Origin of the sequence: Olsenella sp. An188 (assembly GCF_002160255.1) — a bacterium.
GTDB classification, from domain to species: domain Bacteria; phylum Actinomycetota; class Coriobacteriia; order Coriobacteriales; family Atopobiaceae; genus Thermophilibacter; species Thermophilibacter avistercoris.
Genome location: NZ_NFKF01000001.1, coordinates 471,772 through 494,161 on the forward strand (window position 1 = coordinate 471,772; position 22,390 = coordinate 494,161).

General features: G+C 67.0%; 15 protein-coding genes. 7 read left to right on the forward strand and 8 right to left on the reverse strand.

Features of this window, described 5'->3' with window-relative positions; genetic code table 11:
* Window positions 1–42 precede the first annotated feature (42 nt).
* Both B5F23_RS02145 and rpsA read right to left on the reverse strand, forming a co-directional pair.
* A complete protein-coding gene (locus tag B5F23_RS02145) occupies window positions 43–1,686 on the reverse strand; it encodes an ABC transporter substrate-binding protein (RefSeq protein ID WP_087351127.1) in 1,644 nt (547 codons plus the stop codon).
* A gap of 201 nt (window positions 1,687–1,887) precedes the next feature.
* Window positions 1,888–3,075, reverse strand: coding sequence for a 30S ribosomal protein S1 (gene rpsA / locus B5F23_RS02150; protein WP_087351131.1), 1,188 nt, complete (start codon window positions 3,073–3,075; stop codon window positions 1,888–1,890).
* A 265-nt stretch (window positions 3,076–3,340) separates the two neighbouring features.
* Between rpsA and B5F23_RS02155 the strand changes: the two genes are divergently transcribed.
* A complete protein-coding gene (locus B5F23_RS02155) occupies window positions 3,341–4,093 on the forward strand; it encodes an HAD family hydrolase (protein ID WP_087351133.1) in 753 nt (250 codons plus the stop codon).
* A gap of 202 nt (window positions 4,094–4,295) precedes the next feature.
* Here the strand turns inward: B5F23_RS02155 and B5F23_RS02160 are convergent, their stop codons facing one another.
* On the reverse strand, window positions 4,296–7,151 hold the full coding sequence (locus tag B5F23_RS02160) for a beta-glucosidase (RefSeq protein WP_087351135.1): 2,856 nt from the start codon (window positions 7,149–7,151) through the stop codon (window positions 4,296–4,298).
* A gap of 218 nt (window positions 7,152–7,369) precedes the next feature.
* Between B5F23_RS02160 and B5F23_RS02165 the strand changes: the two genes are divergently transcribed.
* Window positions 7,370–8,086 (forward strand): LytR/AlgR family response regulator transcription factor, encoded by a 717-nt coding sequence (locus B5F23_RS02165; protein WP_087351138.1) that lies wholly within the window; start codon window positions 7,370–7,372, stop codon window positions 8,084–8,086.
* Window position 8,087: 1 nt separating this feature from the next.
* Window positions 8,088–9,386: an ATP-binding protein gene (locus tag B5F23_RS02170; protein WP_087351141.1), complete on the forward strand. Its 1,299-nt coding sequence runs from the start codon at window positions 8,088–8,090 to the stop codon at window positions 9,384–9,386.
* Between the two features lie 161 nt (window positions 9,387–9,547).
* Here B5F23_RS02170 and B5F23_RS02175 read toward each other — a convergent pair whose 3' ends face one another.
* Entirely contained in the window at window positions 9,548–11,638 is a 2,091-nt protein-coding gene (locus B5F23_RS02175) for a glutamine synthetase III family protein (protein ID WP_087351144.1), read from the reverse strand.
* A gap of 470 nt (window positions 11,639–12,108) precedes the next feature.
* Here B5F23_RS02175 and polA point away from each other — a divergent pair, with 470 nt between their 5' ends.
* Both polA and rnhA read left to right on the forward strand, forming a co-directional pair.
* On the forward strand, window positions 12,109–14,793 hold the full coding sequence (gene polA / locus B5F23_RS02180; protein ID WP_087351147.1) for a DNA polymerase I: 2,685 nt from the start codon (window positions 12,109–12,111) through the stop codon (window positions 14,791–14,793).
* Window positions 14,794–14,843: 50 nt separating this feature from the next.
* Entirely contained in the window at window positions 14,844–15,320 is a 477-nt protein-coding gene (rnhA, locus tag B5F23_RS02185; RefSeq protein WP_087351394.1) for a ribonuclease HI, read from the forward strand.
* Window positions 15,321–15,696: 376 nt separating this feature from the next.
* Here rnhA and B5F23_RS02190 read toward each other — a convergent pair whose 3' ends face one another.
* The 4 genes from B5F23_RS02190 to B5F23_RS02205 all read right to left on the reverse strand — a co-directional run bounded on the left by B5F23_RS02190 (window position 15,697) and on the right by B5F23_RS02205 (window position 20,733).
* Window positions 15,697–16,206, reverse strand: coding sequence for a pyridoxamine 5'-phosphate oxidase family protein (locus B5F23_RS02190; protein ID WP_087351150.1), 510 nt, complete (start codon window positions 16,204–16,206; stop codon window positions 15,697–15,699).
* A 478-nt stretch (window positions 16,207–16,684) separates the two neighbouring features.
* Window positions 16,685–17,761, reverse strand: a complete 1,077-nt coding sequence (locus tag B5F23_RS02195) for an ABC transporter ATP-binding protein (RefSeq protein ID WP_087351153.1) — start codon at window positions 17,759–17,761, stop codon at window positions 16,685–16,687.
* Between the two features lie 3 nt (window positions 17,762–17,764).
* Window positions 17,765–19,474, reverse strand: a complete 1,710-nt coding sequence (locus B5F23_RS02200; protein WP_087351156.1) for an ABC transporter permease — start codon at window positions 19,472–19,474, stop codon at window positions 17,765–17,767.
* Between the two features lie 116 nt (window positions 19,475–19,590).
* A complete protein-coding gene (locus tag B5F23_RS02205) occupies window positions 19,591–20,733 on the reverse strand; it encodes an extracellular solute-binding protein (protein ID WP_087351159.1) in 1,143 nt (380 codons plus the stop codon).
* A gap of 230 nt (window positions 20,734–20,963) precedes the next feature.
* Here B5F23_RS02205 and B5F23_RS02210 point away from each other — a divergent pair, with 230 nt between their 5' ends.
* Window positions 20,964–21,278 (forward strand): PadR family transcriptional regulator, encoded by a 315-nt coding sequence (locus tag B5F23_RS02210; RefSeq protein ID WP_206392183.1) that lies wholly within the window; start codon window positions 20,964–20,966, stop codon window positions 21,276–21,278.
* A gap of 169 nt (window positions 21,279–21,447) precedes the next feature.
* Window positions 21,448–22,380, forward strand: a complete 933-nt coding sequence (locus B5F23_RS02215; RefSeq protein ID WP_087351162.1) for a zinc dependent phospholipase C family protein — start codon at window positions 21,448–21,450, stop codon at window positions 22,378–22,380.
* Window positions 22,381–22,390 lie beyond the last annotated feature (10 nt).

The window sequence follows — 22,390 nt, forward strand, 5'->3', positions numbered from 1 at the left end:
GCCGAGAAGCTCGTCGGGGCGCCCGTCCTTCTCGCCTCGCCCTTACGCGGAGTAGTTGGGGTCGGAGGTGTCGATGTCGATGTCGAACATGTGGTAGATGAGGTTGCCGACCTTGGCGTTCTTGACGTAGCTCTTGGCGGCGAAGGCGTTCTTGGGCCAGTAGAGCGGGATCGTGGCGTAGTCGACGCGCGTCACGAGGTTGTCGGCCTGGCGGTAGAGGTCGGCGCGGACGTCCTGGTCCTGCTCCTGGCGCGCCTCGGTGACGAGCTGGTCGAACTCCTCGCTGTCGTAGAAGGACGACTTGCCCGAGGCGTTCTCGCTGTAGAAGTAGGTGTAGAGGTGGTTGTCGCCGTCGGCGTAGAGCGGGAACCAGCCGATCGCGGTGATCTGGCAGTTGCCGTCGGCCCAGTCGGAGGACCAGACGCCGTTGTCCTCGATCGTGAGCTGGAGGTCGACGCCGATCTCGCGCCAGTAGCTCTGGACGACCGTCATGTAGGTCTCGTAGAGGTTGGCGCGGATCTTGGCCTCGAGCGAGAGGCCCTCGGCGCCGGCCTCGGCCAGGAGCTCCCTGGCGCGGTCGGGGTCGTAGGGGATCTCGGCGTCAGGGTCGTGGCCGGGGGTCTGCGGGGCGAGCCAGCCCATGGCGGGCGTGCCGGCGCCGGCGAGGACCGTGTCCACGAGCTCCTGGCGGTTGATGGCGATGGAGAGCGCCTCGCGCACGCGCTCGTCCTCGAGGCCCATGCCGTCCTTGAGGTTGAGGTTCACGAAGTGGACGCCGAGGGTCTCGTACTGGGTGATGCACGGCGAGACGTCCGCGTCCTGCTGGTACTGCTGGAGGAGCGTGGAGTCGATGTCGCACCAGTCGATGTCACCGTTCTTGAAGGCGAGCATCTTGGTGTTGTTGTCGTCGTAGTAGACGATGTGGACCTCGTCGAGGGCGGGCTCGCCGTCGTGGTAGTCGGCAAACTTCTCCATGACGACCTCGGTGGTGTCGTCGTTGGAGACGATCTTGTACTTGCCGGTGCCCACGCAGTTGGTGCCCCAGCCCCACTGGCCGCCGGAGGACTCGACGGCCTCGAGCGCGGCCTGCGGGAAGATGTCTGCGTAGTTGATGCCGAGGTTGTTGATGAACGAGACCATCGGGTACTCGAGGACGAAGGTGAAGTGCGTGTCGTCCTCGACGGTGAGGCCCTCGAGCTCGGTGGCCTCGCCGTTGAGCATGGCCTTGGCGCCGAGGATCATGTCGTACATGTAGGTGGACTTGGCCGCGGTCTCGGGCTTGAACATGCGCTCGAAGGTGAACTTGACGTCGTTGGCCGTGAGCGTCGAGCCGTCGTGGCACTTGATGCCCTCCTTGAGGGTGCAGTGCAGCGTCACGCCGTCGTCCTCGAACGTGGGGACCTCGGTGAGCAGGCACGGGACGAGCTCGTTGTCCTCGGTCCAGCGCAGCGGAGCCTCGAAGATGCAGTCTGCGATCGAGGAGGAGCCGGAGTTCGTGGAGAGCTGCATGTCCAGGCCGAGCTTCGGGTTGGACTGTCCGAAGCGCAGGATCTTCCTGACGGAGCCGTCCTCGTTGGTGGCGGGGGCCTGCTCGCCGTCGCAGCCGGCGAGGCCCGCGGCGACGGTGCTGGCGCCCGCGAGCGCCGCCCCCTTGACGAAGCCGCGGCGCGTGATGGTGTCGCTCATGATCGCTTCCTCCCTTTGTCCCACTTGCGCGGCATGTGCCGCATCCTGTCCCCATTATTGGGACGGGGCCGGGAAAGGGGGCAAATCTCAGGAAGCCTTAACCGATGATTTACTTGGCTAAAGTCTTGTTACGTTTTTGCGCAGGAAAAAGGGGCCGCCCGAAGGCGGCCCCAGAAAAGGCGCGGTTGAGGGTGCGCGAGGCTACTCCTCGGTCTCGGCCTCGGGCTCCTCGTCCTTCTCGGCCGGCTTGTCGCTCTCGGGGAGCGGCTTGACCTCGACCTCGGTGCCGAGGGTCTCGGCGGCGGCCTTCATGGACAGGGAGATGCGACGACGGTCGAGGTCGATCTCCATGACCTTCACCTGGACGGTGTCGCCCACGGCGCAGACCTGGGACGGCTGGTCCACGTGCTGCTTGGCCATCTCGGAGATGTGCACGAGGCCCTCCACGCCCTCGCCGAGGTCGACGAACGCGCCGAAGGTGACGAGCTTGGTGACGGTGCCCTCGACGATGGCGTCGACCGGGTACTTCTTGACGAGCGTGCGCCACGGGTCCTCGGTGGTCTGCTTGAGGCCGAGGGAGATGCGCTCGCGGTTGAGGTCGACGTCGAGCACCTGGACCTCGACCTCCTGGCCGACCTTGACGACCTCGGAGGGGTGGTTGACGTGGTTCCAGGAGAGCTCGGAGATGTGCACGAGGCCGTCGATGCCGCCGAGGTCGACGAAGGCGCCGAAGTCGACGATCGAGGAGACGGTGCCCTTGAGGCGCATGCCGACCTGGAGCTTGGAGAGGATCTCCTGGCGCTCGGCCTTGCGGGCCTCCTCGAGGACCACGCGACGGGAGAGGACGACGTTGTTGCGGTTGCGGTCCATCTCGATGACGCGGGCCTCGATGCGGGTGCCGAGGTAGGCGTTGAGGTCCTTGACACGACGGAGGTCGACGAGGGAGGCGGGCAGGAAGCCGCGCAGGCCGATGTCGAGGATCAGGCCGCCCTTGACGACCTCGATGACCTCGCCCTCGACGGTCTCGCCGGAGTTGAACTTCTCCTCCACGGCGTTCCAGGCGCGCTCGTACTCGGCGCGCTTCTTGGACAGGACGAGTCGACCCTCCTTGTCCTCCTTCTGGAGAACCAGGGCCTCGATCTCGTCGCCCAGGGCCACGACGTCGGCCGGGTTGACGTCCTTGCGGATGGAGAGCTCGCGGGAGGGGATGACGCCCTCGGACTTGTAGCCGATGTCAAGCAGCACCTCGTCGCGCTCGATCTTCACGACGGAGCCGGTGACGAGATCGCCCTCGTCGAAGTCGGTCACGGTGCCGTCGATGAGGTTGTTCATCTCCTCGTCGGAGATGTCGTCCAGCGCGAAGATGGACGAGTTCTGAATCTCACTCAAAGGTGGACCCCTTTCGAACTAACGGGGCCCCGGTCGTCATGGTCGCTGCCTGCAGTGCCTAGAATCGTGGCGTCTACGTGGAAACTTACATGCTCTCGGGGGCCGACAGATACGTTTGTGCGGGCCCTTTGCCCACACGGGGGATAGAGTAACGTTTTTCGCGTGTGTATTTCAAGCGAGACGGATGGGTATTTATTATTTTCTCGTAAGAGAGCCGCCGAGAAGGACGTCCGGTCGCGGACGAGAGCGCGAAGGGAGGGCCGCCATGATCAGGGCCGTGCTGTTCGACCTGGACGACACGCTGCTGCGCCTCAACCTCATGGCCTTCATCGCCCGCTACGTGGCCGGGGCCTCGCGCCTGCTCGCGAGCGCCGCGCGCGTGAGCCCGCTCTCGCTCGCCGCCCCCTTCGCGGGAAGCTTCCTCGCCATAGACGCGCAGGACCGCGCCGACTCCCTCACCAACGAGCAGCTCTTCAACCAGACGTTCTTCTCGGCCTGCGGAATCCCGCTGGACGACCCCGTGATCGCCGACCTCATGGAGTGCTACGAGCGTGAGGTCGTGCCGGGCTACGCGGGCGGCGTCGTGTCGGCGCGCCCCGTGGAGGGCGCGCGCGAGGCCGTTGACGGCGTGTGGAGGGCGGGCCTCGTCTGCGCGCTGGCCACCAACCCCACGTTCTCGCTCGCGTGCGACCGGGCGCGCATGGGGTGGGCCGGGGTGTCCGAGGACGACTTCGCGCTCGTCTCCACGCTCGCCAACTCGAGTCGCTGCAAGCCGTGCGCGCAGTACTACCAGGAGTTCGCCAACCAGCTCGGGGTGCGCCTCGAGGAGTGCCTCATGGTGGGAAACGACGCCACGCGCGACTTCGCGCGCCCCGAGTGCGGGCTGCGCACCGCCTACGTGGGCCACGGCCGGCCCGGGCGCGCCGTCTGGCGCGGGCCCATGTCCGAGCTCGCCCGGCAGCTGCCCGAGCTGGTGGCCCGCCTGAACGAGCAGGGTGCGGGTACGGGCGGCGAGTAGACGTTCTTCTCGGCAGAACCGTCCAGAACTTGCCCGGGCGAGAAGTGCGGGCGGCCTGCGGTCACTTCCCCACCCCAAACCGTCCGGAACTCGCCCGCACGGCCAACGCGGGCGGCTACAGAAAAGGCGAGAAGGACGAGCAGACCCGCCGCTCGTCCTTCTCGCCATCGCAGGGCTTGTGCGCCCTTGCTACGCGTCCTTGCTAAGCGTCGGTCTTGGCGCTCCCCTTTCGGCCGGTGGCGACAAGGACCACGATGCCGATCACGCTTGCCACGCCGAGGGCGCCAAGGCCCAGACGGGCGGGCATGCGCCAGGCGGGCTCCGCGGCCGGGCCCTCGGTGGCGCTGCTGTTGGCCTCGGCGTAGAGGTACTGGTGCGCGGCCTCGCGCAGGTGCTTCATTCCGCTTGCGGTCTGGGCGAGCGTGTTGACGTCGTCCTGCGAGAACATGCCGTTGCAGAGCGTGGAGGACCCGCCGTTCAGGATGGCCACCTCGGTGTCCATGAAGCCGTGCTGCTCGAGGTTGTCCGTCAGGACGCACCCGTTGAAGCCCCACTCGCCGCGCAGCACGCCCTTGAGCAGCGCGGAGCTCGCGCCCGCCCAGGTGGTGCCCAGGTTGTTGTAGGCGCTCATGATGCCGAGCGAGTGCCCGTCCTTGACGGCGACCTCAAACGGAACGAGGTAGATCTCTCGCATGGACTGCTCGCTGGCCCAGGTGCACAGGCCAAAGTGTCGCTGGGTCTCGCGCTCGTTGAGGGCGAAGTGCTTGATGTAGACGATGAGGCCGTTCTCGGTGGCCTTGCCCGTTACGCTCGCGGCCATGGCGCCCGCCAGCGTCGGGTCCTCGGAGTAGTACTCGAAGTTGCGGCCGCAGAAGGGGCTGCGGTGGAGGTTGCCGCCGGGGGCGTACCAGCCGGAGACGTTCCAGGCAGCGGCCTCGCGGGAGATGGCGTCGCCAAAGTCGGTGGCCACGTCCACGTTCCAGGTGGAGGCCAGGACGACCTCGCACGGATAGGTCACGGTCTCGTAGGTGCAGGTCCCAGCAAACGCGTCAAAGACGTAGCTGATCGCGGAGGGGCCGTCCATGTCGTAGGTCTGCGGCTTGCCGATGGCGTCGATGGCCGCGCTGCCCCAGCCGTTGGTGGCGAGGATCGCGTTGAGGTCGTCGACGGTCAGCTGGTCGAGAAGCTCCTCCCACTGCGGGTCGTCGTAGTCCTTGCCCTTGAGGTCCGTGAGCGTGACGCCGTTCTTGGCGCCGGTCGTCGGCATCTCGTCCTCGGGGTTCTCGTAGTCCGGCAGCTCGAGGGCGGAGGAGAAGGTCTCCAGCATCTCGGGCGTGGCCTCCTCGTCGGAGCCGGGCACGATCTCCCAGGTGTCGCGGGTCATGTAGGCAACGTCGCCGGCCACGTCCTCAAAGCGGTTGGTGGCGAGCTCGGCGTCGGAGCTGCGCTTGCCCACGTAGCGCGCGCCCTGCTCGACGCCCGTGGAGGCGTCGGACTCGTTGAAGACGATGGAGGCGTCGATGGCATAGGTGTACTCGTCGACCACGGTGTGGGAGTCGCGGCGCACGGAGATGACGTAGTCGCCCCGCTCCAGCACGTAGGAGCCGTTCTCGCTGTAGTAGCAGCGGTCGTCGTAGGAGGCCATGTCCTCGACGGGGAGCTCGATGGTCACGCTCTGCGTCTCGCCGGGCTCGATGAGCGGGGTCTTGGCAAACCCGCCGAGCACCGCGCCGGGCTTCTGGATGGCGGAGCCGTCGGAGTAGTACGGGGCGGTGTAGTAGAGCTCCACGACGTCCTTGCCGGCCACGTCACCGGTATTGGTCACGTCGACCGTCACCTTGAGGGTGGTTCCCTGGTCGATGGAGCCCTCGGGGGTGACGTCGCTCACCTTCCAGTCGAAGGTGGTGTAGGAGAGGCCGTAGCCAAACGGGTACTGGACCACGTCGTCGTAGCTCGCGCCCGTGACCTTCTCGCCCTCGAGCGTCGTGTAGTCGTAGGACTCGCGCGTCTCGTAGTAGCGATACCCCACGTAGATGCCCTCCTGGTAGTTGATCAGGTAGGCCGGGTGGGAGTCGAACGCCTGGAAGCAGTCGCTCGAGTTGGTGTAGGTGTAGGTGTCGAAGTTGTAGAACGAGGGGGTGGTCTCGACCGCATAGGGGTAGATGTCCGCCGTGCGGCCGGAGGGGTTCACCTCGCCCTTGAGGATGCTCGCGACGGCGCGCGTGCCCACGTCACCGGGGTCGCCGACCCACAGGGCGGCGTCCACGTCGCCGGTCGCGCTCGCGTCGCCCGCGCCACCGTCCTCGACAAAGCCCAGCTCGAGGGCATTGCCGCTGTTAATGAGCACGATCACGCGCTCAAAGGTGCCCTTGGCCTGCTCCACCAGGGAGAGCTCGGCGTCGTTGAGCTCGAGATAGTGCTTGGCCTGGTCGCTCGCCGTCCTGCCGTACTGGGCCATGCTCGTGGGCAGGTCGTTGCCCTCGCCGCCCTTGCGGGAGATCACGATGACGGCGGTGTCGGAGTACTCCCTCATGGCCTCGAAGGAGGCGTCGCCCGTGTACTTGAAGTCAACGCCGTACTCGGCGGCCAGCTCCTCGGTCGCAGGGGCCTCGGGGATGGAGAAGTCCACCTCGAAGGTGTTGGCACCCTCGTCGCCGTCACCCTGGTAGACGGCCGCCGTCGCCGGGTTGACCTCGATGCCGGCATCGGAGAAGGCCGTCACAAAGTCGGTGCGGTTCTCGGTGTAGGAGCTGCCTCCCGAGCCCGTTCCGCCGTACACGGGGTTGTAGGCCCCGTAGCCAAGAAGGTTGATCTTGGTGTTCTCCATCGGGAGGGCGCCGTCGTTCTTGAGCAGCACCGCACCCTCCTCCTCGATCTCCTGCGCAACGGCAAGCCCGTTGTCGTAGGACTCCTGCGTCGACTCGTCCTTCTCGACAGGCGCCGGGAACGCCTTGTCAAGCTGGTCGGAGAAGACCCCGAACATCGCGACCGCGGCGCCCACCGCGATGCACGCGAGCACGGCAAGAAGCCCGATGCCTACCTTTCTTCCTCGTTTCATGACCTTCCTTTCTCCTCTCTCTTGTCGCAGCCGGACGCGACGCCTGGCAGCCGGATGCGACGCCCTACTTTCAGGCGATTCTCAGGCTCTCCCCACAGGCGGCTCAAGGGGGACCGGCACGGTTGGACGGCGCCCCGGCACGGTTGGCACGACGGGAGCAAGCGCTCGCGCGCGAGGCGGGATAGAATTGTCAGGGGAGCTTAAGGTTGGGGAGGAACATGGCTTTTAACGTGGCCATCGTTGAGGACTCGTCAGAGGACCTCGAGGCGCTGAGGGCCCATCTTGCCCGCTTTGTCGCACAGCGCGACGGAGGCGACAAGAGCGGCCTGCGCATCACCGCGTTTGACCGCGCGGAGTCGTTCCTCAAGAGCTACGAGCCGGTCTATGACGTCATTCTCATGGACATCGAGCTGCCCGGCGCCAACGGCATGAGCGCCGCCCGGGCGCTCAGGATCATCGACCCCCGCGCGGTCATCGTCTTTGTCACCAACATCGCGAGCTTCGCCGTAAGCGGCTACGAGGTCGACGCCTTGTCCTACCTGCTCAAACCCGTCTCCTACCCGGCGCTCTCCCTCGCCATGAACAAGGCCCTCAGCGCGGCCGCGCTGCGCCAGGCGCGCCCCTACGTCATCCAGACGGCGGAGGGGATGGTCCGCTTTCCCGTCTCCTCGATTCTCTACGTCGAGGTCGTGCGCCACTCGCTCTTCTTTCACACGACGCAGAGGACACACAAGAAGCGCGGCTCCATGCGCGAGGTCGAGGACGAACTGCGGGGCATGCACTTCTGCCGCTGCCACAACGCCTACCTGGTCAACCTCGAGCACGTCTCGTCCGTGAGCGGCAGCGAGGTCACCGTGGGCACCGACGTCCTTCCCGTCAGCCGACAGCGCAAGCAGGAGTTCATGGACGCGCTCACGCTCTGCCTGGGGGTCTAGCATGGGGGCCGTTGCGTCGCTCGTTTCCTACGACACCTTTGGGTTTGCCGTCGAGCTCCTGTTTGCCGCCGCCTTTCTCATGCTCCGCGAGCCCAGGAGAACGGCGTTTGCGGCGCGCGCCCTCGCCGCGTGCGCGCTCACGCTCGGGGCCGCCCTTCTCGGCGCGGCACTTCTTCATGACGGCTACCTCAACCTGCTGCGCTATGGCATCGTCTTTGCGAGCGTGGTCATGGGGCTCGGCATGTGCTTCGACCTCAGCGCGCAGGAGGCCCTCTTCTTTGGGCTTGCCGCATACAACGTGCAGCACATGGGCTGGAGGGTCGCGGGCCTGCTCACCTTCTACACCGACCTGCAGTCGGGAGGCTTCTACGTCACCCTCGTCACCGTCCCGCTCATGCTCGTGGTCGCCGTCGTCTTCTCTCGCACGCTTCAGGCAAGCCGGGACGCGGCCGTCAACAACGGCCAGCTTCTCGCACTCGTCTCCGTGGTCATCGTGGCCGACCTCGTGCTCAACTACGTGCCCATACTGATGTACGGGCAGACCGCCATGTGGTCGGTCACCGAGAACGCCTACGCCATCATCTGCTGCCTGCTCACCCTTGCCATCCAGTCCGGCATCCTGGCGCGCTCGCGCCTCGAGCGCGAGCAGGCGCTGCTCCAGGAGCTCTGGAGGTCAAAGCGAGAGCAGTACGAGCTGACCAAGCATTCCGTCGACATCATCAACGCACGCAGTCACGACCTCAAGAAGCAGCTCGGGATGCTTCTTGCCCTGTCGCGCGACGACGCGCGCACGAGCGGGGCAATCAGGGAGATCCAGGAGTCCATCGAGGCCTACGACAACAAGGCAAAGACCGGAAACCGGGCGCTCGACGTCCTTCTCACACAAAAGCTCATGCAGGCCCAGACGCAGCAGACCACGCTCGCCTACCTCATCGACGGGGCGGAGTTTGGCTTTCTCGATGAGGTCGACCTCTACGCGCTCTTTGGCAACGTCCTCGACAACGCGCTCGAGGCCGCCGCCCGCATAGAGGACACGTCCAGGAGAATCATCAACCTCCGCGCCGTGCGCAGGGGCCGCCTGCTCGTGCTGCACTGCGAGAACTACTTGGGCGAGGAGCTCGTCATGGGAGCGGACGGACTGCCGAGGACGAGCAAGGAGGACAGGCACGCGCACGGGTTTGGCCTGCGCAGCATAAAGATGGTGGTCGAGAAGTACCACGGGCACATGAAGACCCGCTCGGACGACGGCACCTTCCACGTGCAGATTGTGATTCCGCAGCCGCAGGGGGCGGCGGGCTGACGGCCTGGGTCCGGCGGCATCCCCCGGAGGTGTCTCGGGTCCGCCGGAACCCGCCCGGGCGAGAAGTGCGGGCGGCGCGTGGACGTTCTTCTCGGCAGAACCGCTCGCGGCCCGCCCGTTACGGGAACGGACGGGCCGCGAGCGGACGTTCTTATCGCCGCTTACACCCAGAACAGCATCTCGTTGTAGGTCGGGACCGGCCAGTAGTCGGCGCCGCAGACCTTCTCCATGCCGTCGACGGCGGCGCGCAGGACGCTCATCGCGGGCAGCACCGTGTCGCGGTAGGCGTTGCACTGCTCCTGCGGGTCCTCGATGCGCTGGGCCTCGGCGTTCACGCGCTCGAGCTCGTCGGCGGAGGCGCTGACGGCCGTGATGCCCTCGGTGATCGTGGACACGAGGCCCTTCTCGACCGGGCTCTCGATGCCGATCTCGGCCTTGGTGGCAACGGAGCTCGCGAGGTCGCCGGAGTAGTCCGAGAGCGCCGGCAGGTAGAGGCTGCGGGCCATGTAGACCATGGTGTTGGCCTCGATGTTGAGGAGCTTGGCGTACTGCTCGGCCTTGGAGACGTAGCGCGCGTGGATCTCGGCGGAGTCGAGCACGTGGTACTTCTCGTAGAAGGCGATGTTCTCGGGGCGGATCATGCACGGCAGCGCGTCCGGCGTGCTCTTGAGGTTGGGGAGCCCCCGGCGCGCGGCCTCGGCCTCCCACTCCTCGGAGTAGCCGTTGCCCTCGAAGATGACGCGGTGGTGGTCACGCAGGGTGTGGCGCACCCAGCGCAGCGCCACGGTGGTGAACTCCTCCTCGGGGACGCCCTCGAGCTTGGTGGCGAAGCGGTCGCACTGCTCGGCCACGGCGGTGTTGAGCACCACGTTGGGGTCGGCCAGGTTCTGCTGGCTGCCGCACATGCGGAACTCGAACTTGTTGCCGGTGAAGGCGAAGGGCGAGGTGCGGTTGCGGTCCGTGGAGTCGCGCAGGACGTCCGGCAGCGCCGGGACGCCCAGGTCCATGCGCTCGGCGGCGTGGTCCTCGGGCTCCTCCTTGTTGATGAGGGCCTCGACGATGGCGTCGAGCTCGTCGCCCAGAAAGACGGAGATGATGGCGGGCGGCGCCTCGTTGGCGCCGAGTCGGTGGTCGTTGCCGGCCGAGGCGACGCTCATGCGCAGCAGGTCGGCGTGCTCGTCGACGGCGGCCACGAGCGCGGCGAGAAACACGAGGAACTGCAGGTTCTCGCTCGGCTTGTCACCGGGCTCGAGCAGGTTGCGGCCGTCGGCGCAGATGGACCAGTTGTTGTGCTTGCCGGAGCCGTTGACGTACTCGAAGGGCTTCTCGTGCTCGAGGCAGGCCAGGCCGTGACGCGTGGCCAGCAGCTTGAGCTTCTCCATCGTGAGGAGGTTGTCGTCGATGGCGAGCGACCCCTGCTCGAAGATCGGCGCGAGCTCGTGCTGCGCCGGGGCGACCTCGTTGTGCTTGGTCTTGACGGGCACGCCGAGCTTCCAGAGCTCGTCGTCGACCTCCTTCATGAAGGCGTTGACCGTGGGCCTGATGGCGCCGAAGTAGTGCTCCTCGAGCTCCTGGCCCTTGACCGGCTCGCAGCCGAAGAGCGTGCGGCCGCAGTAGATGAGGTCGGGGCGCTTCTCAAAGTCCTCCTCCTTGACGAGGAAGTACTCCTGCTCGGGGCCGATCGTGGTGAAGACGCGCTTGGGCTCGCGGCCGAAGAGGGCGAGCACGCGCTTGGCCTGCGTCTCGAGGGCGACCTGCGAGCGCAGAAGCGGCGTCTTCTTGTCGAGCGCCTCGCCGGTGTAGGAGACGAAGGCGGTGGGGATGCAGAGGACCTCGTCCTTGATGAAGGCCGGGCTCGTGGGGTCCCAGGCGGTGTAGCCGCGGGCCTCGAAGGTGGCGCGCAGGCCGCCGGAGGGGAAGCTCGAGGCGTCGGGCTCGCCCTGGACGAGCTCCTTGCCCGAGAAGGACATGAGGATCGTGCCGTCGTTGATGGGAGTCAGGAAGCTGTCGTGCTTCTCGGAGGTGATGCCGGTGAGCGGCTGGAACCAGTGCGCGAAGTGCGTGGCGCCCTTCTCGAGCGCCCACTCCTTCATCGCGTGCGCGACCTCGTTGGCGATGTCGAGGTCGAGCGGCTTGCCGTCGTCGATGACCTGGCGAAGCTCCCTGTACGTAGGCTTGGGGAGCCGCTCCTGCATCACGGCGTCCGTGAACAGCAGGCTGCCAAACTCCTGCGTGACCTTGTCCTTGCCCATGTGCGCCCTTTCTGTTGGTGGCGTGCGGGATTGGAATTCCGCCGATTACTCTAACGGCACATTATTTCACGACCGTTGCCGCCGCGTGAAGCTCACGGGGCGACAGCGTTGCGGGCGCGCGGCGACTTCGTGGCGAGAAGGGCAACGGGCCGGGTGCGGGAGGGTGCGGGCGCGACGTGGGGGGACCCGTGGCCGCACCCCCAAGACCCGTGGCCGCACCCCATGACCCGTGGCCGCACAATTCCGGAATTGTGCGGCCGGGCGGGACGTGCGGAGGGAGTTTTCCCAGTTGAGGTTCTTCTCGCGCTTAGTGAAGCCGGGTCGTCCCGGGCGCTTCTCGCACAATTCCGGAATTGTGCGGCGAGAAGGGCGGCGCAGGCGGCGAGAAGGACGTGCGCCCGCGCCTCCCCCGCGGCGAGGCGGGTTCTTCTCGCCTACAATCGAGTGACTACAACGACGAGAGGACACCCATGTCTGACGCTGCCCGCACCATCGCCGTCATCGACGGCAACTCGCTCATGCACCGCGCGTTCCACGCGATCCGCCAGCCGATGAACGCGCCGGACGGTCGCTCCACCAACGCTCTCTTCGGCTTCTTCAACATGTTCATCAAGCTCGTGGAGACCTTCCGCCCCGACGGCGTGATCTGCGCCTTCGACAAGGGCAAGCCGCGCGTGCGCATGGAGATGCTCCCCTCCTACAAGGCCCAGCGCCCGCCGATGGACCCCGCCCTGCACGAGCAGTTCCCCATGGTCAAGGAGCTGCTGCGCGCGCTCGACGTCCCCGTGGCCGAGCTCGAGGGCTGGGAGGGCGACGACATCCTGGGCACTCTGGCGCGCCGCGGCGAGGCGGCCGGCTACGACATGTACCTCTTCACCGGCGACCGCGACATGTACCAGCTCACCACCGAGCACGTGAAGATCGTCTCCACCAAGAAGGGCGTCACGGACGTGGCGATCATGGACCCCACCACGGTGGAGGACCTCTACCACGGCATCACGCCCGAGCTCGTGCCGGACTTCTACGGCCTCAAGGGCGACACCTCCGACAACATCCCCGGCGTGCCGGGCATCGGGCCCAAGAAGGCCGCCGCGCTCATCGTGCAGTACGGCAGCCTCGACGAGGTCATCGCCCACGCCGACGAGGTCAAGGGCAAGATGGGCGAGAACCTGCGCGCCCACATCGACGACGCGCTGGTGAGCCGCCGCGTTGCCACGATCCGCACGGACGCCCCCATCGAGCTGGACCTCTCCGACGCGCGCTTCCCCACCTTCGACCCGGCCGAGGTGGCGCGGGCCTTCTCCGCGCTCGGCTTCACCGGCATGACGGGGCGCCTCGTGCGCCTGGCCGGCGAGGACGCCGTGGCGGCCGCGCGCGCCGCGATGCCCGAGGAGGCCACGGCACCCGCGGCGGTCGCGGAGCTGCCCGCGCCGCTCACGGGCGAGGAGGCGGCCGCGGCCCTCGACGAGGCGGTCTCCGCGGGAGACTGGGTCGGCTGCGCCGTGGACGACGACCGCGCGGACGGCGCCCTCTTCGGGCTCTCCCACGTGCTGTGGGCCTCCGCCGGCGAGAAGATCTGCCGGCTCGAGGGAGACGCCGCCGACGCCGCGCTCGCGCGCCTGCTGCGCGAGGGGCGCGTTGCCGCAGGCGACGTCAAGGCGCTGATCCACGTGCTCTCCCCTGCCGACTCCTCGCTGCCGGAGGCCCTCTCCCCGCGCGAGGTCGAGGCGTCGCGCATCTTTGACGTGGCCGTGGCCGCCTACCTGCTCGAGTCCGAGCGCGGCTCCTTCGGCGTTGCCGAGCTCGCCGAGAGCTACCTTACCGACGCCCTGCCCGAGCCCACCGACGAGCTGCCCGCCGCCGCGATCGGCGCCTGGTGCGCGCGCCGGCTCGTGGGCGTGCTGCGCGAGCGCCTGGAGACCGACGGGTCCTCCCGCCTGTTCGACGAGATGGAGATGCCGCTCCTGCCGGTGCTCGCGCAGATGGAGCGCGAGGGCCTGGCGGTGGACACCTCCGTGCTGGCCGCGCAGTCGGAGGAGCTCGGCGCGGAGATCTCCGGCATGGTCGAGAAGATCCACGCGGCCGCCGGGGAGGAGTTCAACATCGACTCCCCCCAGCAGCTCTCCCACGTGCTCTTCGACGTGCTGGGCCTGCCGACCTATGGCCTCAAGCGCACCAAGCGCGGCTTCTACTCCACCAACGCCAAGGTGCTCGGCGACCTCGCGCGCGACCACGAGATCGTGGCCGAGGTGCTGGAGTACCGCGAGCGCGCCAAGATCAAGAGCACCTACCTCGACGCGCTGCCGGCGCTCGTGGCCGGCGACGGGCGCATCCACACCACGCTCAACCAGACGGTCACGGCCACCGGGCGCCTCTCGAGCTCCGACCCCAACCTGCAGAACATCCCCACGCGCTCCGAGCTCGGCCACCGCGTGCGCCAGGCGTTCACGGTGCCGGAGGGCCACGTGTTTCTCGCCTGCGACTACTCTCAGATCGAGCTGAGGCTGCTGGCCCACCTCTCCGGGGACGAGCACCTCGTCGCCGCGTTCTGCGAGGGCGCGGACTTCCACGCGGCCACGGCGGCGCGCGTCTTTGGCGTGCCGGTCGAGGAGGTCACGCCGCAGCTGCGCAGCCGGGCGAAGGCGGTGAACTTCGGCATCGTCTACGGGCAGCAGGCCTTTGGCCTGGCGAGCTCGCTCAAGATCGGCCGCGCCGAGGCGCAGGAGATGATCGACCGCTACTTCGAGGCCTACCCCGGCGTGCGCGCCTTCCTCGACGAGGCGGTGCGCGTGGCCCACGAGCGCGGCTACGCCGAGACGCTCTACGGGCGCAAGCGCCACATCAAGGAGTTCAGGCAGAAGAACCGCCAGCTCGTGGCCTTTGGCGAGCGCACGGCCATGAACCACCCCATGCAGGGCACCGCTGCCGACATCATCAAGATCGCGATGGTGCGCGTGGCGGCGCGCCTGGCCGAGGAGGGCCTCTCCGCCAAGCTCGTGCTGCAGATCCACGACGAGCTGGACCTCGAGGTGCCCGAGGCCGAGGTCGCAGCCGTGAGCGAGCTCGTGCGCGAGACGATGGAGGGCGTGGTTGAGCTGCGCGTGCCGCTTCTGGCCGAGGTCTCCTACGGCGCCAACTGGGCGGAGGCGAAGTAGTGGCGAGCTGGACGGAGTTTGCGCGAGAGCACGACGGGGGCGCCGTGCGCATGCACGTGGACGCATGGTCGGACGGCTCCTCGCGCGGCAACCCCGGACCGGGCGGCTTCGGCGCGGTGCTGCGCTACACCGGCCCCGACGGCGTCGCGCACGAGCGCGAGCTCTCGGCGGGATACCGCCGCACCACCAACAACCGCATGGAGCTCATGGGCGCGATCGCAGCGCTCGAGGCGCTGCGGCGCCCGTGCGTGGTCACGATGACGACGGACTCCCAGTACGTGGTCAACGCCTTCACCAAGGGGTGGATCGCCGGGTGGCAGCGGCGCGGCTGGAAGACCGCGAGCAAGCAGCCCGTCAAGAACGTGGACCTCTGGCGGCGCCTCATCGCGGCAGCTGCGCCGCACGAGGTCACGTGGGTGTGGGTCAAGGGCCACGCGGGGCATCCCGAGAACGAGCGCTGCGACGAGCTGGCCACGGCCGCGGCGGACGGTCGCGACCTCGCCGACGACGCCGGCTTCGAGGGGTAGCCGCGAGCGCGCGGTTCTTCTCGGCCGCACGTCCTTCTCGGCGGAAGGTGCTCGTCCTTCTCGACGGCAGGCGCTCGTCCTCCTCGGCGTCGCGTTCTTCTCGGCCCCTCTTCTCCCGCCAATCTGCCGGTTGTGTGCAACAACTTTGATATGTCGCCCGCCCTAAGAGCCCGTTTCATCAAAGTTGTTGCACACAACCGCCCGCTTCACGCAAATCTGGCGAGAAAAGCGGCGACGCCCTTGCCGTCACATAAAACGTGTTGCACACAACTGGCGCTTTCCAATGGGTTTGATGCCCGCGCGGCGCACAGCTCCCGCAAATACTCACAACTCCGGTTTTGTCGCAGGGACGACGCGCACGGAGAAGGCCGCGGCTCTAGCGCGCCGGCGGAGTCCAGCGGGACTCGCCGGGGTGCATGTTGTCGCGGCGCTTGCCGGTCATCTGCTCCACGCGCAGGCGCAGGACCGTGGTCGCAGGCACCGTCCGAGGATTGTAGGCAAACTCCTCCGCATGGTAGTGGCGCATGAGGATGTCGAGCCCGCGCACCTTCTCGGCCTCCGGCACCACCTCGAGCCTCCCGCGGCCGATTACGCTGCGGTAGCCCATCGTGCAGCTCATGCGCTCGTCGTAGAAGATGAGCTCGTGGTCGCAGTCCATCTCAAAGGTCGCGCGCGGGTCGCAGGCAAGAAGGTCGAGCTTCTCGCCGCGGTTCGCACAGTGAAAGTAGAGCGTCACCTGGTCGCCCTCCACGTCGACGCCAAAGTTGAGCGGCACCACGTAGGGGTAGCCGTCCGCTCCGTTGAGGCACACGCGGCAGACGTCGCACGCGTCGATGATGGCGAGCTGCGCAGCACGGTCGGTGATCTCGCGGTCCTTGCGAATCATGGGGTTCCCTTCGGTCGCGCGGGCGCCCCGTGGCCCGCGCACGTATTCCCCACCATCTTACGGCTTTTGCATCGTCGCGGGAAAAGCTCAAGAGAGAAGAGCCGTCGGCTCGTGGCGCCCCGCCCACCCCCGCGGGGTCACGCCACCTCCCCCGGACGATGCCAGGGCAGCACGACGTCCGGCACCGCCGCCCGCGGCGCCGGACACGCCACAAAACCGCGATTGTGAGTATTGAAGATCCCCGCGCACGGGAGCTGGCTTCCGCCGCGCGGTTCTTCTCGGTTGTGTGCAACATCTTTTATGAAACGGGGCCTTTCCCATCAAAGGTTTTGCTCACAACCGAGAAGAACGCGCGGCCTGGGGCAACATCCGCCGCCTTCGGGACAGACGTCATCAAAGTTGTTGCACACAACCGCCAACTTCGGGCGATGCGGCGCCGGCCGCGGCTCCGGCCGCATCGCCCTCCGGCGCCGCGCCGCTAGAGCACGTGCACGTCCTCGGGCGTGAACTGGACAAAGGCCTCGTCGCCGACCTCGTAGATCTTGTGGTTCTTGGGGTTGAAGTCGGTGATCTTGACCAGTGTGTCGCCAACCATGACCTGGTAGTTCTGGTAGTTGCCCATGAAGCGCGAGAGCGTCACCTTGCACGGGAGCACGCCCTCGTCGGCGAGCTTGGCCGCCTCGGGACGCAGCACGAGCACGCAGTCGCTGCCCTGCGAGAGGTGCCCCACGCTCGCGACCTCGACCGGGTGCCCCTCGATCGTCGCCACGCCGGACTCGCCGTCCTTCTCGCTGAGCTTGCCGCGCAGGAAGTTGGACTCGCCGATGAAGTCGGCAACAAACTCGTCCACGGGGTGGTAGTAGACCGTGTGCGGGTCGCCGATCTGGTCGACGACGCCCTTCTTCATGACGATGATGTTGTCCGAGAGGGCCATGGCCTCGGACTGGTCGTGCGTGACGTAGATGGCCGTGATACCGGCCGCCTGCTGGATGCGCCTGATCTCGTTTCTCATGTCCACGCGCAGCTTCGCGTCAAGGTTGGAGAGCGGCTCGTCGAACAGCAGGACGCCCGGCTCGATCACCAGGGCGCGCGCGAGCGCGACGCGCTGCTGCTGGCCTCCAGAGAGCTGGTTGGTCATGCGGTCTTCCATGCCCTCCAGCCCCACCAGCGACAAGATCGCGTGGACCTTCTCGGCGATCTGCTCCTTGGGCATCTTGCGCAGCTTGAGGCCGTAGGCCACGTTGTCGAAGATGTTGTAGTGGGGCAGCAGCGCGTAGCTCTGGAAGACCATCGCCGTGTCGCGCTTGTTGGGCGTGAGGGCGTTGATGGGCTCGCCGCCGAGGTAGATCTCGCCCTCGTCGGGGCTCTCGAATCCGGCGATCATGCGCAGGATCGTGGTCTTCCCGCAGCCGGAGGGGCCGAGCAGCGTGACGAACTCGCCCGGGGCGATGTCAATGTTGGCGTCATGAACCGCGTAGAAGTCCTTCTTGGTCTTGGGGTCCTGGTAGATCTTGGAGACGTGCTCGAGGCGCACGCCCTTCTTCTCCTTAGCCATGCTCTAGGCCTCCTCGGTGTACTTGCTGGTCCCAAAGTGCTTGATGACAAGGTTCATGAGCAGAACCGAGCCGTAGGTGATCGCGATCAAGATCGTGGCGAACGCGCACGCGATGCCGTAGGAGCCCTTCTCGGCGAACTCGTTGATCTGAACGGTGATGAGGAAGAACTGAGGCGTCACGAGCAGGATGATTGCCGAGATGGCCGTGATGGAGCGCACGAACGCGGTCACGAGGCCGGAGAGGAACGAGTCCTTGATGAGCGGCAGCGTCACCGTGCGGAAGACCGTGAAGCTGTCCGCGCCCATGTCGTAGGCGCTCTCCTCGATGGACTTGTCGATCTGACGCAGGGCCGAGATGCCCGAGCGCGTGCCCGTGGGCAGGGAGCGCACGATGAAGACGATGACCAGGATGGCAGCCGAGCCGTAGAGCCCCTGGAGGAACCCGGTGCGGAAGACGCCCGCGGAGAAGCCGCGGATGAAGCCGACGCCGAGCACCGTGCCAGGGACCGCCATGGCGAGCATCGAGACGAACTCGATGAAGCCCTTGGTGCGGAAGTTTCGCTTGACCACGAGGTAGGAGATGATCATCGAGAGCAGGGCCGTGAGTGGCGCGGCTATGAGCGAGAGCACGAAGGAGTCGCGGAACGCCTCAAGGCCATGGTAGCGCTCGAAGACCTGGATGAACCACTTGGGCGTGAGCGTGAAGTCGTAGCCCCAGGTCTTGAAGAGGGCGCCGAAGGGCACGCACGCGTACATGACGACCACGAAGACGGCGATGATGGCGCACAGGATGGTGAGCGGCAGCGTCACGGAGCGGTCCGTGATGAGCATGCGCGCCCGCGAGGCCTTGCCGGTGAGCGTGGCCGTGCTCTTCGCCTCGAGGACGTACTTCTGCACGATAAACATGAGCAGCGTGATGCACAGCAGCACCACCGCCATCGCAGCGGCGCCCTCCTTGTCATAGGCCCCGGTTATCTGCAGGTAGATAGTAGTGGCAAGCGTGTCGTACGAACCGCCGATGATCATGGGGTTGGCAAAGTCGGCGATCGACTCGATGAAGGTGACGAGAAACGCGTTGCCCAGGCCGGGAAGGATGAGGGGCAGCGTGACGCTCGTGAAGACCTTCCAGCGGCCGGCGCCCATGTCGCGCGCCGCCTCCTCGAGGGAGGGGTCGATGTTCTTGAGCAGGCCGCGCAGCATCATGTAGCACACGGGGAAGAACGTCAGCGTCTGGACGACGAAGATGCCCCAGAAGCCGTAGACCGAGTTGTCGTAGATGCCGAGCAGGTAGCGCGTGATGATGCCGGACTTTCCGAAGAGCATGATCACGGACAGGGACAGCACGAACGGCGGAGAGACCACGGGCAGCATCGAGACGACCTTGAAGAGGCCCGAGAGGAACCTCGTGCGCAGCTTCACGTACACCTCGACGTAGGCGAACAGCAGCCCCACGAGCGCCGAGGCCACGCTCACCAGCAGGCCGACCGCGAGCGTGTTGGTGATCGCCGTGGTGAAGGTCTGCATCTGAAAGATGCGCTCGAAGACCTCGAGGCTCGGGCCGCGCTCCGTGATGAAGCTGTCGACGAGCAGTATCGCGAGCGGGTACAGGATGAACAGCGTGAGAAACGCGATGAGCACCACGATCGTGGTCATCATGATGGGGTCGGCAAGGAGCTTCTTACGATCGAGCTCCGCGCTCTGTGATCGGGCCATTGTCACTCTCCCTCACTGACTCTGGGACGTACGAGCGCCGGGCGGATGTGGGGATGCATCCGCCCGGCGCAGTCGTGCCTTGGCGAGAAACGCGATGCGGGCACGGGGACGTCAGGCTATGCGTCCTCGGTCTCGAAGCGGTCGTCCCCGCCGCCCAGGGCCTCCATGACCTCGGCGACGTAGGTGTCGGTGTTGTTCTTGGCGTCCTCGAAGTCATAGTCCATGACGTTGTTCGGGTCCAGGCCGAACTCCGTGGCGATCTCGGGCTGCTGGGCGTTGTCGATCACGAGGAACTGGTAGGAGCCGTTCTGCGCGGCGAGCTCGACGCACTCGGGAGAGAGGGCGTACTCGATCCAGAGCTTGGCGGCGTTGGGGTGCTTGGCGCCCTTGAAGATGGCCGTGGCGCCGACCTCGCAGGAGGTGCCGGAGGACGGCACGACGAGCTCGATGTTGCCGTAGCCCTGGTCAACGATCTGGAAGATGCCGTCGTGGAGGAAGCCCAGGCCGATCGTGCACTCGCCGGTTCCGATGTTCTTGGACGGGCCGGAGCCGGACTTGGTGTATACCTCGACGTTCTTGTCGAGGTCCACGAGGTACTGGATGCCCTCGTCATGGCCGTACTTCTGGATCATCGTGTTGATGATGAGCTTGGCGGTGCCGGCGGTGTTGTAGTTGGACGACCAGATGAGGCCCTCGTACTGCGGGTCGGTGAGGTCGGCGAAGTCCTCGGGGGGCTTCACGCCCAGGCGCTCGACCTCGTCCTTGTTGTACATGATGCCGAGCAGTCCGGTGTAGATGCCGTACCAGTTGCCGTCGGCGTCCTGGTACTTGGGGTCGGTGATGTGCGAGGCGTTCGCGGCGGCGTAGGGCTCGAGCAGGCCCTCCCTGGTGACGACGTTGTAGGGGTCGGTCGTCCCGCCGAACCAGACGTCGCCGGAGGGGTTGCCGTTCTCCTCCTCGATCTTGGCCTGGACCTCGCCGGTGGACAGGCGCTGCTGCTCGACCTTGATGCCGTAGAGCTCCTCGAAGTGCTTGCAGGCCGCCGCGAGATAGTCCTCCTCGCAGGACCCGTAGACGACGAGCGTGCCCTCCTCCTGCGCGGCCTTCACGAGGTCCTCGGGTGCCCCGACGCTGTTCTCGGCGACCTGGCCGTCGGATGCCGCCGGGGCGTCGCCGTCGCCGTTGCACGCAACGAGGCCGAGGCCGGCGACCGCGGCGGCGGTGCCGGCGATGAAGTTCCTGCGAGAGATGTTGGCCATGTCAGATACCTTCCTTCCTTTCCCCCCTCCCTGTGCGGAGGGAATCTCCTTACACGGTTTTAACCTTCCTTGCTGTTTGCTTACAGAATGTTTCGCCGAACGGCGCGCGACGCTACGGCAGCGCGGGTCGACGCCGATGCGAGAGGCCCTTCATGAAACACCCATTGACGACTGATACTATGCGTCGTATAGTATCAGCCAACAAAGGGCATGGCCGGAGGGGAGGGACCGTGGACGCGCAGATGAAGCGGGGCTTCGTGGAGGCGTGCGTGCTCGTGGCCGTTTGCGACCAGGAGTCGTACGGCTACCAGATCATCCGCGACGTGCCGGGCGTGCTCGGGCTCACGGAGTCGACGCTCTACCCCGTGCTCAAGCGGCTCGAGGCCGCGGGGCACGTCTGTTCGCGCAGCGCCGAGCACAACGGGCGGCTGCGCAAGTACTACCGCATCACGGACTCGGGACGCGCGCGGCTGGCCCAGGTGGCCGCCGAGCGCGCCGAGGTGGAGCAGATCTACGACTACATCGGGAGGGTTTGCCATGACTAAGCAGGAGTACCTCGCCGAGCTGCGCGCGGCCCCGGCGTCGCCCGCGGCCCCGGCGAGAAGAGCCTCTACGCCATGGTCTCGGTCATTGCCGCGGGGCTCGGCATCTGAGGCCCGGCCGGCCGCCGTTGCGCTACCCTAGTCAGGACAGGGACCCGGCAGAGGAGAGGTCATGCCCGCAGTTATCACGCACCACATCTTCGGAGAGGACATCGCGGCCTCCCTCCCCGCGGGGATGGTCGAGGGCGAGGAGGAGCTTCTCGCCTTCCTGCTCGGCAACCAGGGCCCCGACCCGCTGTTCGCGCGCTTCTCGACGCTGCCGTCGCGCGCCCGGACCTGCCACCGGCTCGCCGGCCTCATCCAGGGCGGGTCGGTCACGCGGGCGCTGCTCGCGCTGCGCGACGGCGTGAGCCACCTGCCCCGCCCCGACGAGCGCATCGGCCGCGCCTTCGCGCTCGGCATGCTCGGGCACTACGCGCTCGACCGCGCGGCGCACCCCTTCGTGATCGCGCAGGAGCGCGCGCTCGGACGCGTCGACCCCGACCTCGCCGCGGCGTCCCGCGAGGTCCACGCCCTCATCGAGTCGGACGTCGATACCTGGATCTTGTGGGAGAAGCGCCGCGCCACCGTAGAGGAGCGGCCCGCGCCGGGCAACCTCATGCGCACGGCGCGCATCGACCGCGTGGGCGGCGCGCTCTTCTCGCAGGTGGCGCTCTCGGTCTTCTCCACGCCCCTCGGCGCGGGCGAGTACGCGGGCTGCACGCGCGACTACGAGGCGGCCCTGCGGCTGGTGGAGCCCGCCGGCTCGACGCGCACGCGCCTCATCGGCGCCGCAGAGCGCCTCGTCCGCGGGCGCTCGCTCGCGGAGGCGACCTCCCACTACGTGCGCCGCACCGACGACTGCCCCGCGGCGAACCTCGACCGGCGCTCCTGGGAGCACCCCTTCACCGGCGAGGTCCGCCACGACAGCTTCGCCGACCTCTTCGACGAAGCGCGGCTCGCCTACCCCGCGCTCGCCGAGGCGTTCGTGCGTGGCGAGAAGGACCTCCTGCGCGAGCTCGTCTCCGGCCTCAACTACGAGGGTCGCCCCGGAACCGACGACTAGGCCCGGGCGC

What these genes read in the sequence shown, in the direction of transcription:
- B5F23_RS02145 (WP_087351127.1), bottom strand. Translation starts at nt 1,686, where the DNA reads ATGAGCGACACCATCACGCGCCGCGGCTTCGTCAAGGGGGCGGCGCTC.
- B5F23_RS02155 (WP_087351133.1), top strand. Translation starts at nt 3,341, where the DNA reads ATGATCAGGGCCGTGCTGTTCGACCTGGACGACACGCTGCTGCGCCTC.
- B5F23_RS02160 (WP_087351135.1), bottom strand. Translation starts at nt 7,151, where the DNA reads ATGAAACGAGGAAGAAAGGTAGGCATCGGGCTTCTTGCCGTGCTCGCG.
- B5F23_RS02165 (WP_087351138.1), top strand. Translation starts at nt 7,370, where the DNA reads ATGGCTTTTAACGTGGCCATCGTTGAGGACTCGTCAGAGGACCTCGAG.
- B5F23_RS02170 (WP_087351141.1), top strand. Translation starts at nt 8,088, where the DNA reads ATGGGGGCCGTTGCGTCGCTCGTTTCCTACGACACCTTTGGGTTTGCC.
- B5F23_RS02175 (WP_087351144.1), bottom strand. Translation starts at nt 11,638, where the DNA reads ATGGGCAAGGACAAGGTCACGCAGGAGTTTGGCAGCCTGCTGTTCACG.
- polA (WP_087351147.1), top strand. Translation starts at nt 12,109, where the DNA reads ATGTCTGACGCTGCCCGCACCATCGCCGTCATCGACGGCAACTCGCTC.
- rnhA (WP_087351394.1), top strand. Translation starts at nt 14,844, where the DNA reads ATGCACGTGGACGCATGGTCGGACGGCTCCTCGCGCGGCAACCCCGGA.
- B5F23_RS02190 (WP_087351150.1), bottom strand. Translation starts at nt 16,206, where the DNA reads ATGATTCGCAAGGACCGCGAGATCACCGACCGTGCTGCGCAGCTCGCC.
- B5F23_RS02195 (WP_087351153.1), bottom strand. Translation starts at nt 17,761, where the DNA reads ATGGCTAAGGAGAAGAAGGGCGTGCGCCTCGAGCACGTCTCCAAGATC.
- B5F23_RS02200 (WP_087351156.1), bottom strand. Translation starts at nt 19,474, where the DNA reads ATGGCCCGATCACAGAGCGCGGAGCTCGATCGTAAGAAGCTCCTTGCC.
- B5F23_RS02205 (WP_087351159.1), bottom strand. Translation starts at nt 20,733, where the DNA reads ATGGCCAACATCTCTCGCAGGAACTTCATCGCCGGCACCGCCGCCGCG.
- B5F23_RS02215 (WP_087351162.1), top strand. Translation starts at nt 21,448, where the DNA reads ATGCCCGCAGTTATCACGCACCACATCTTCGGAGAGGACATCGCGGCC.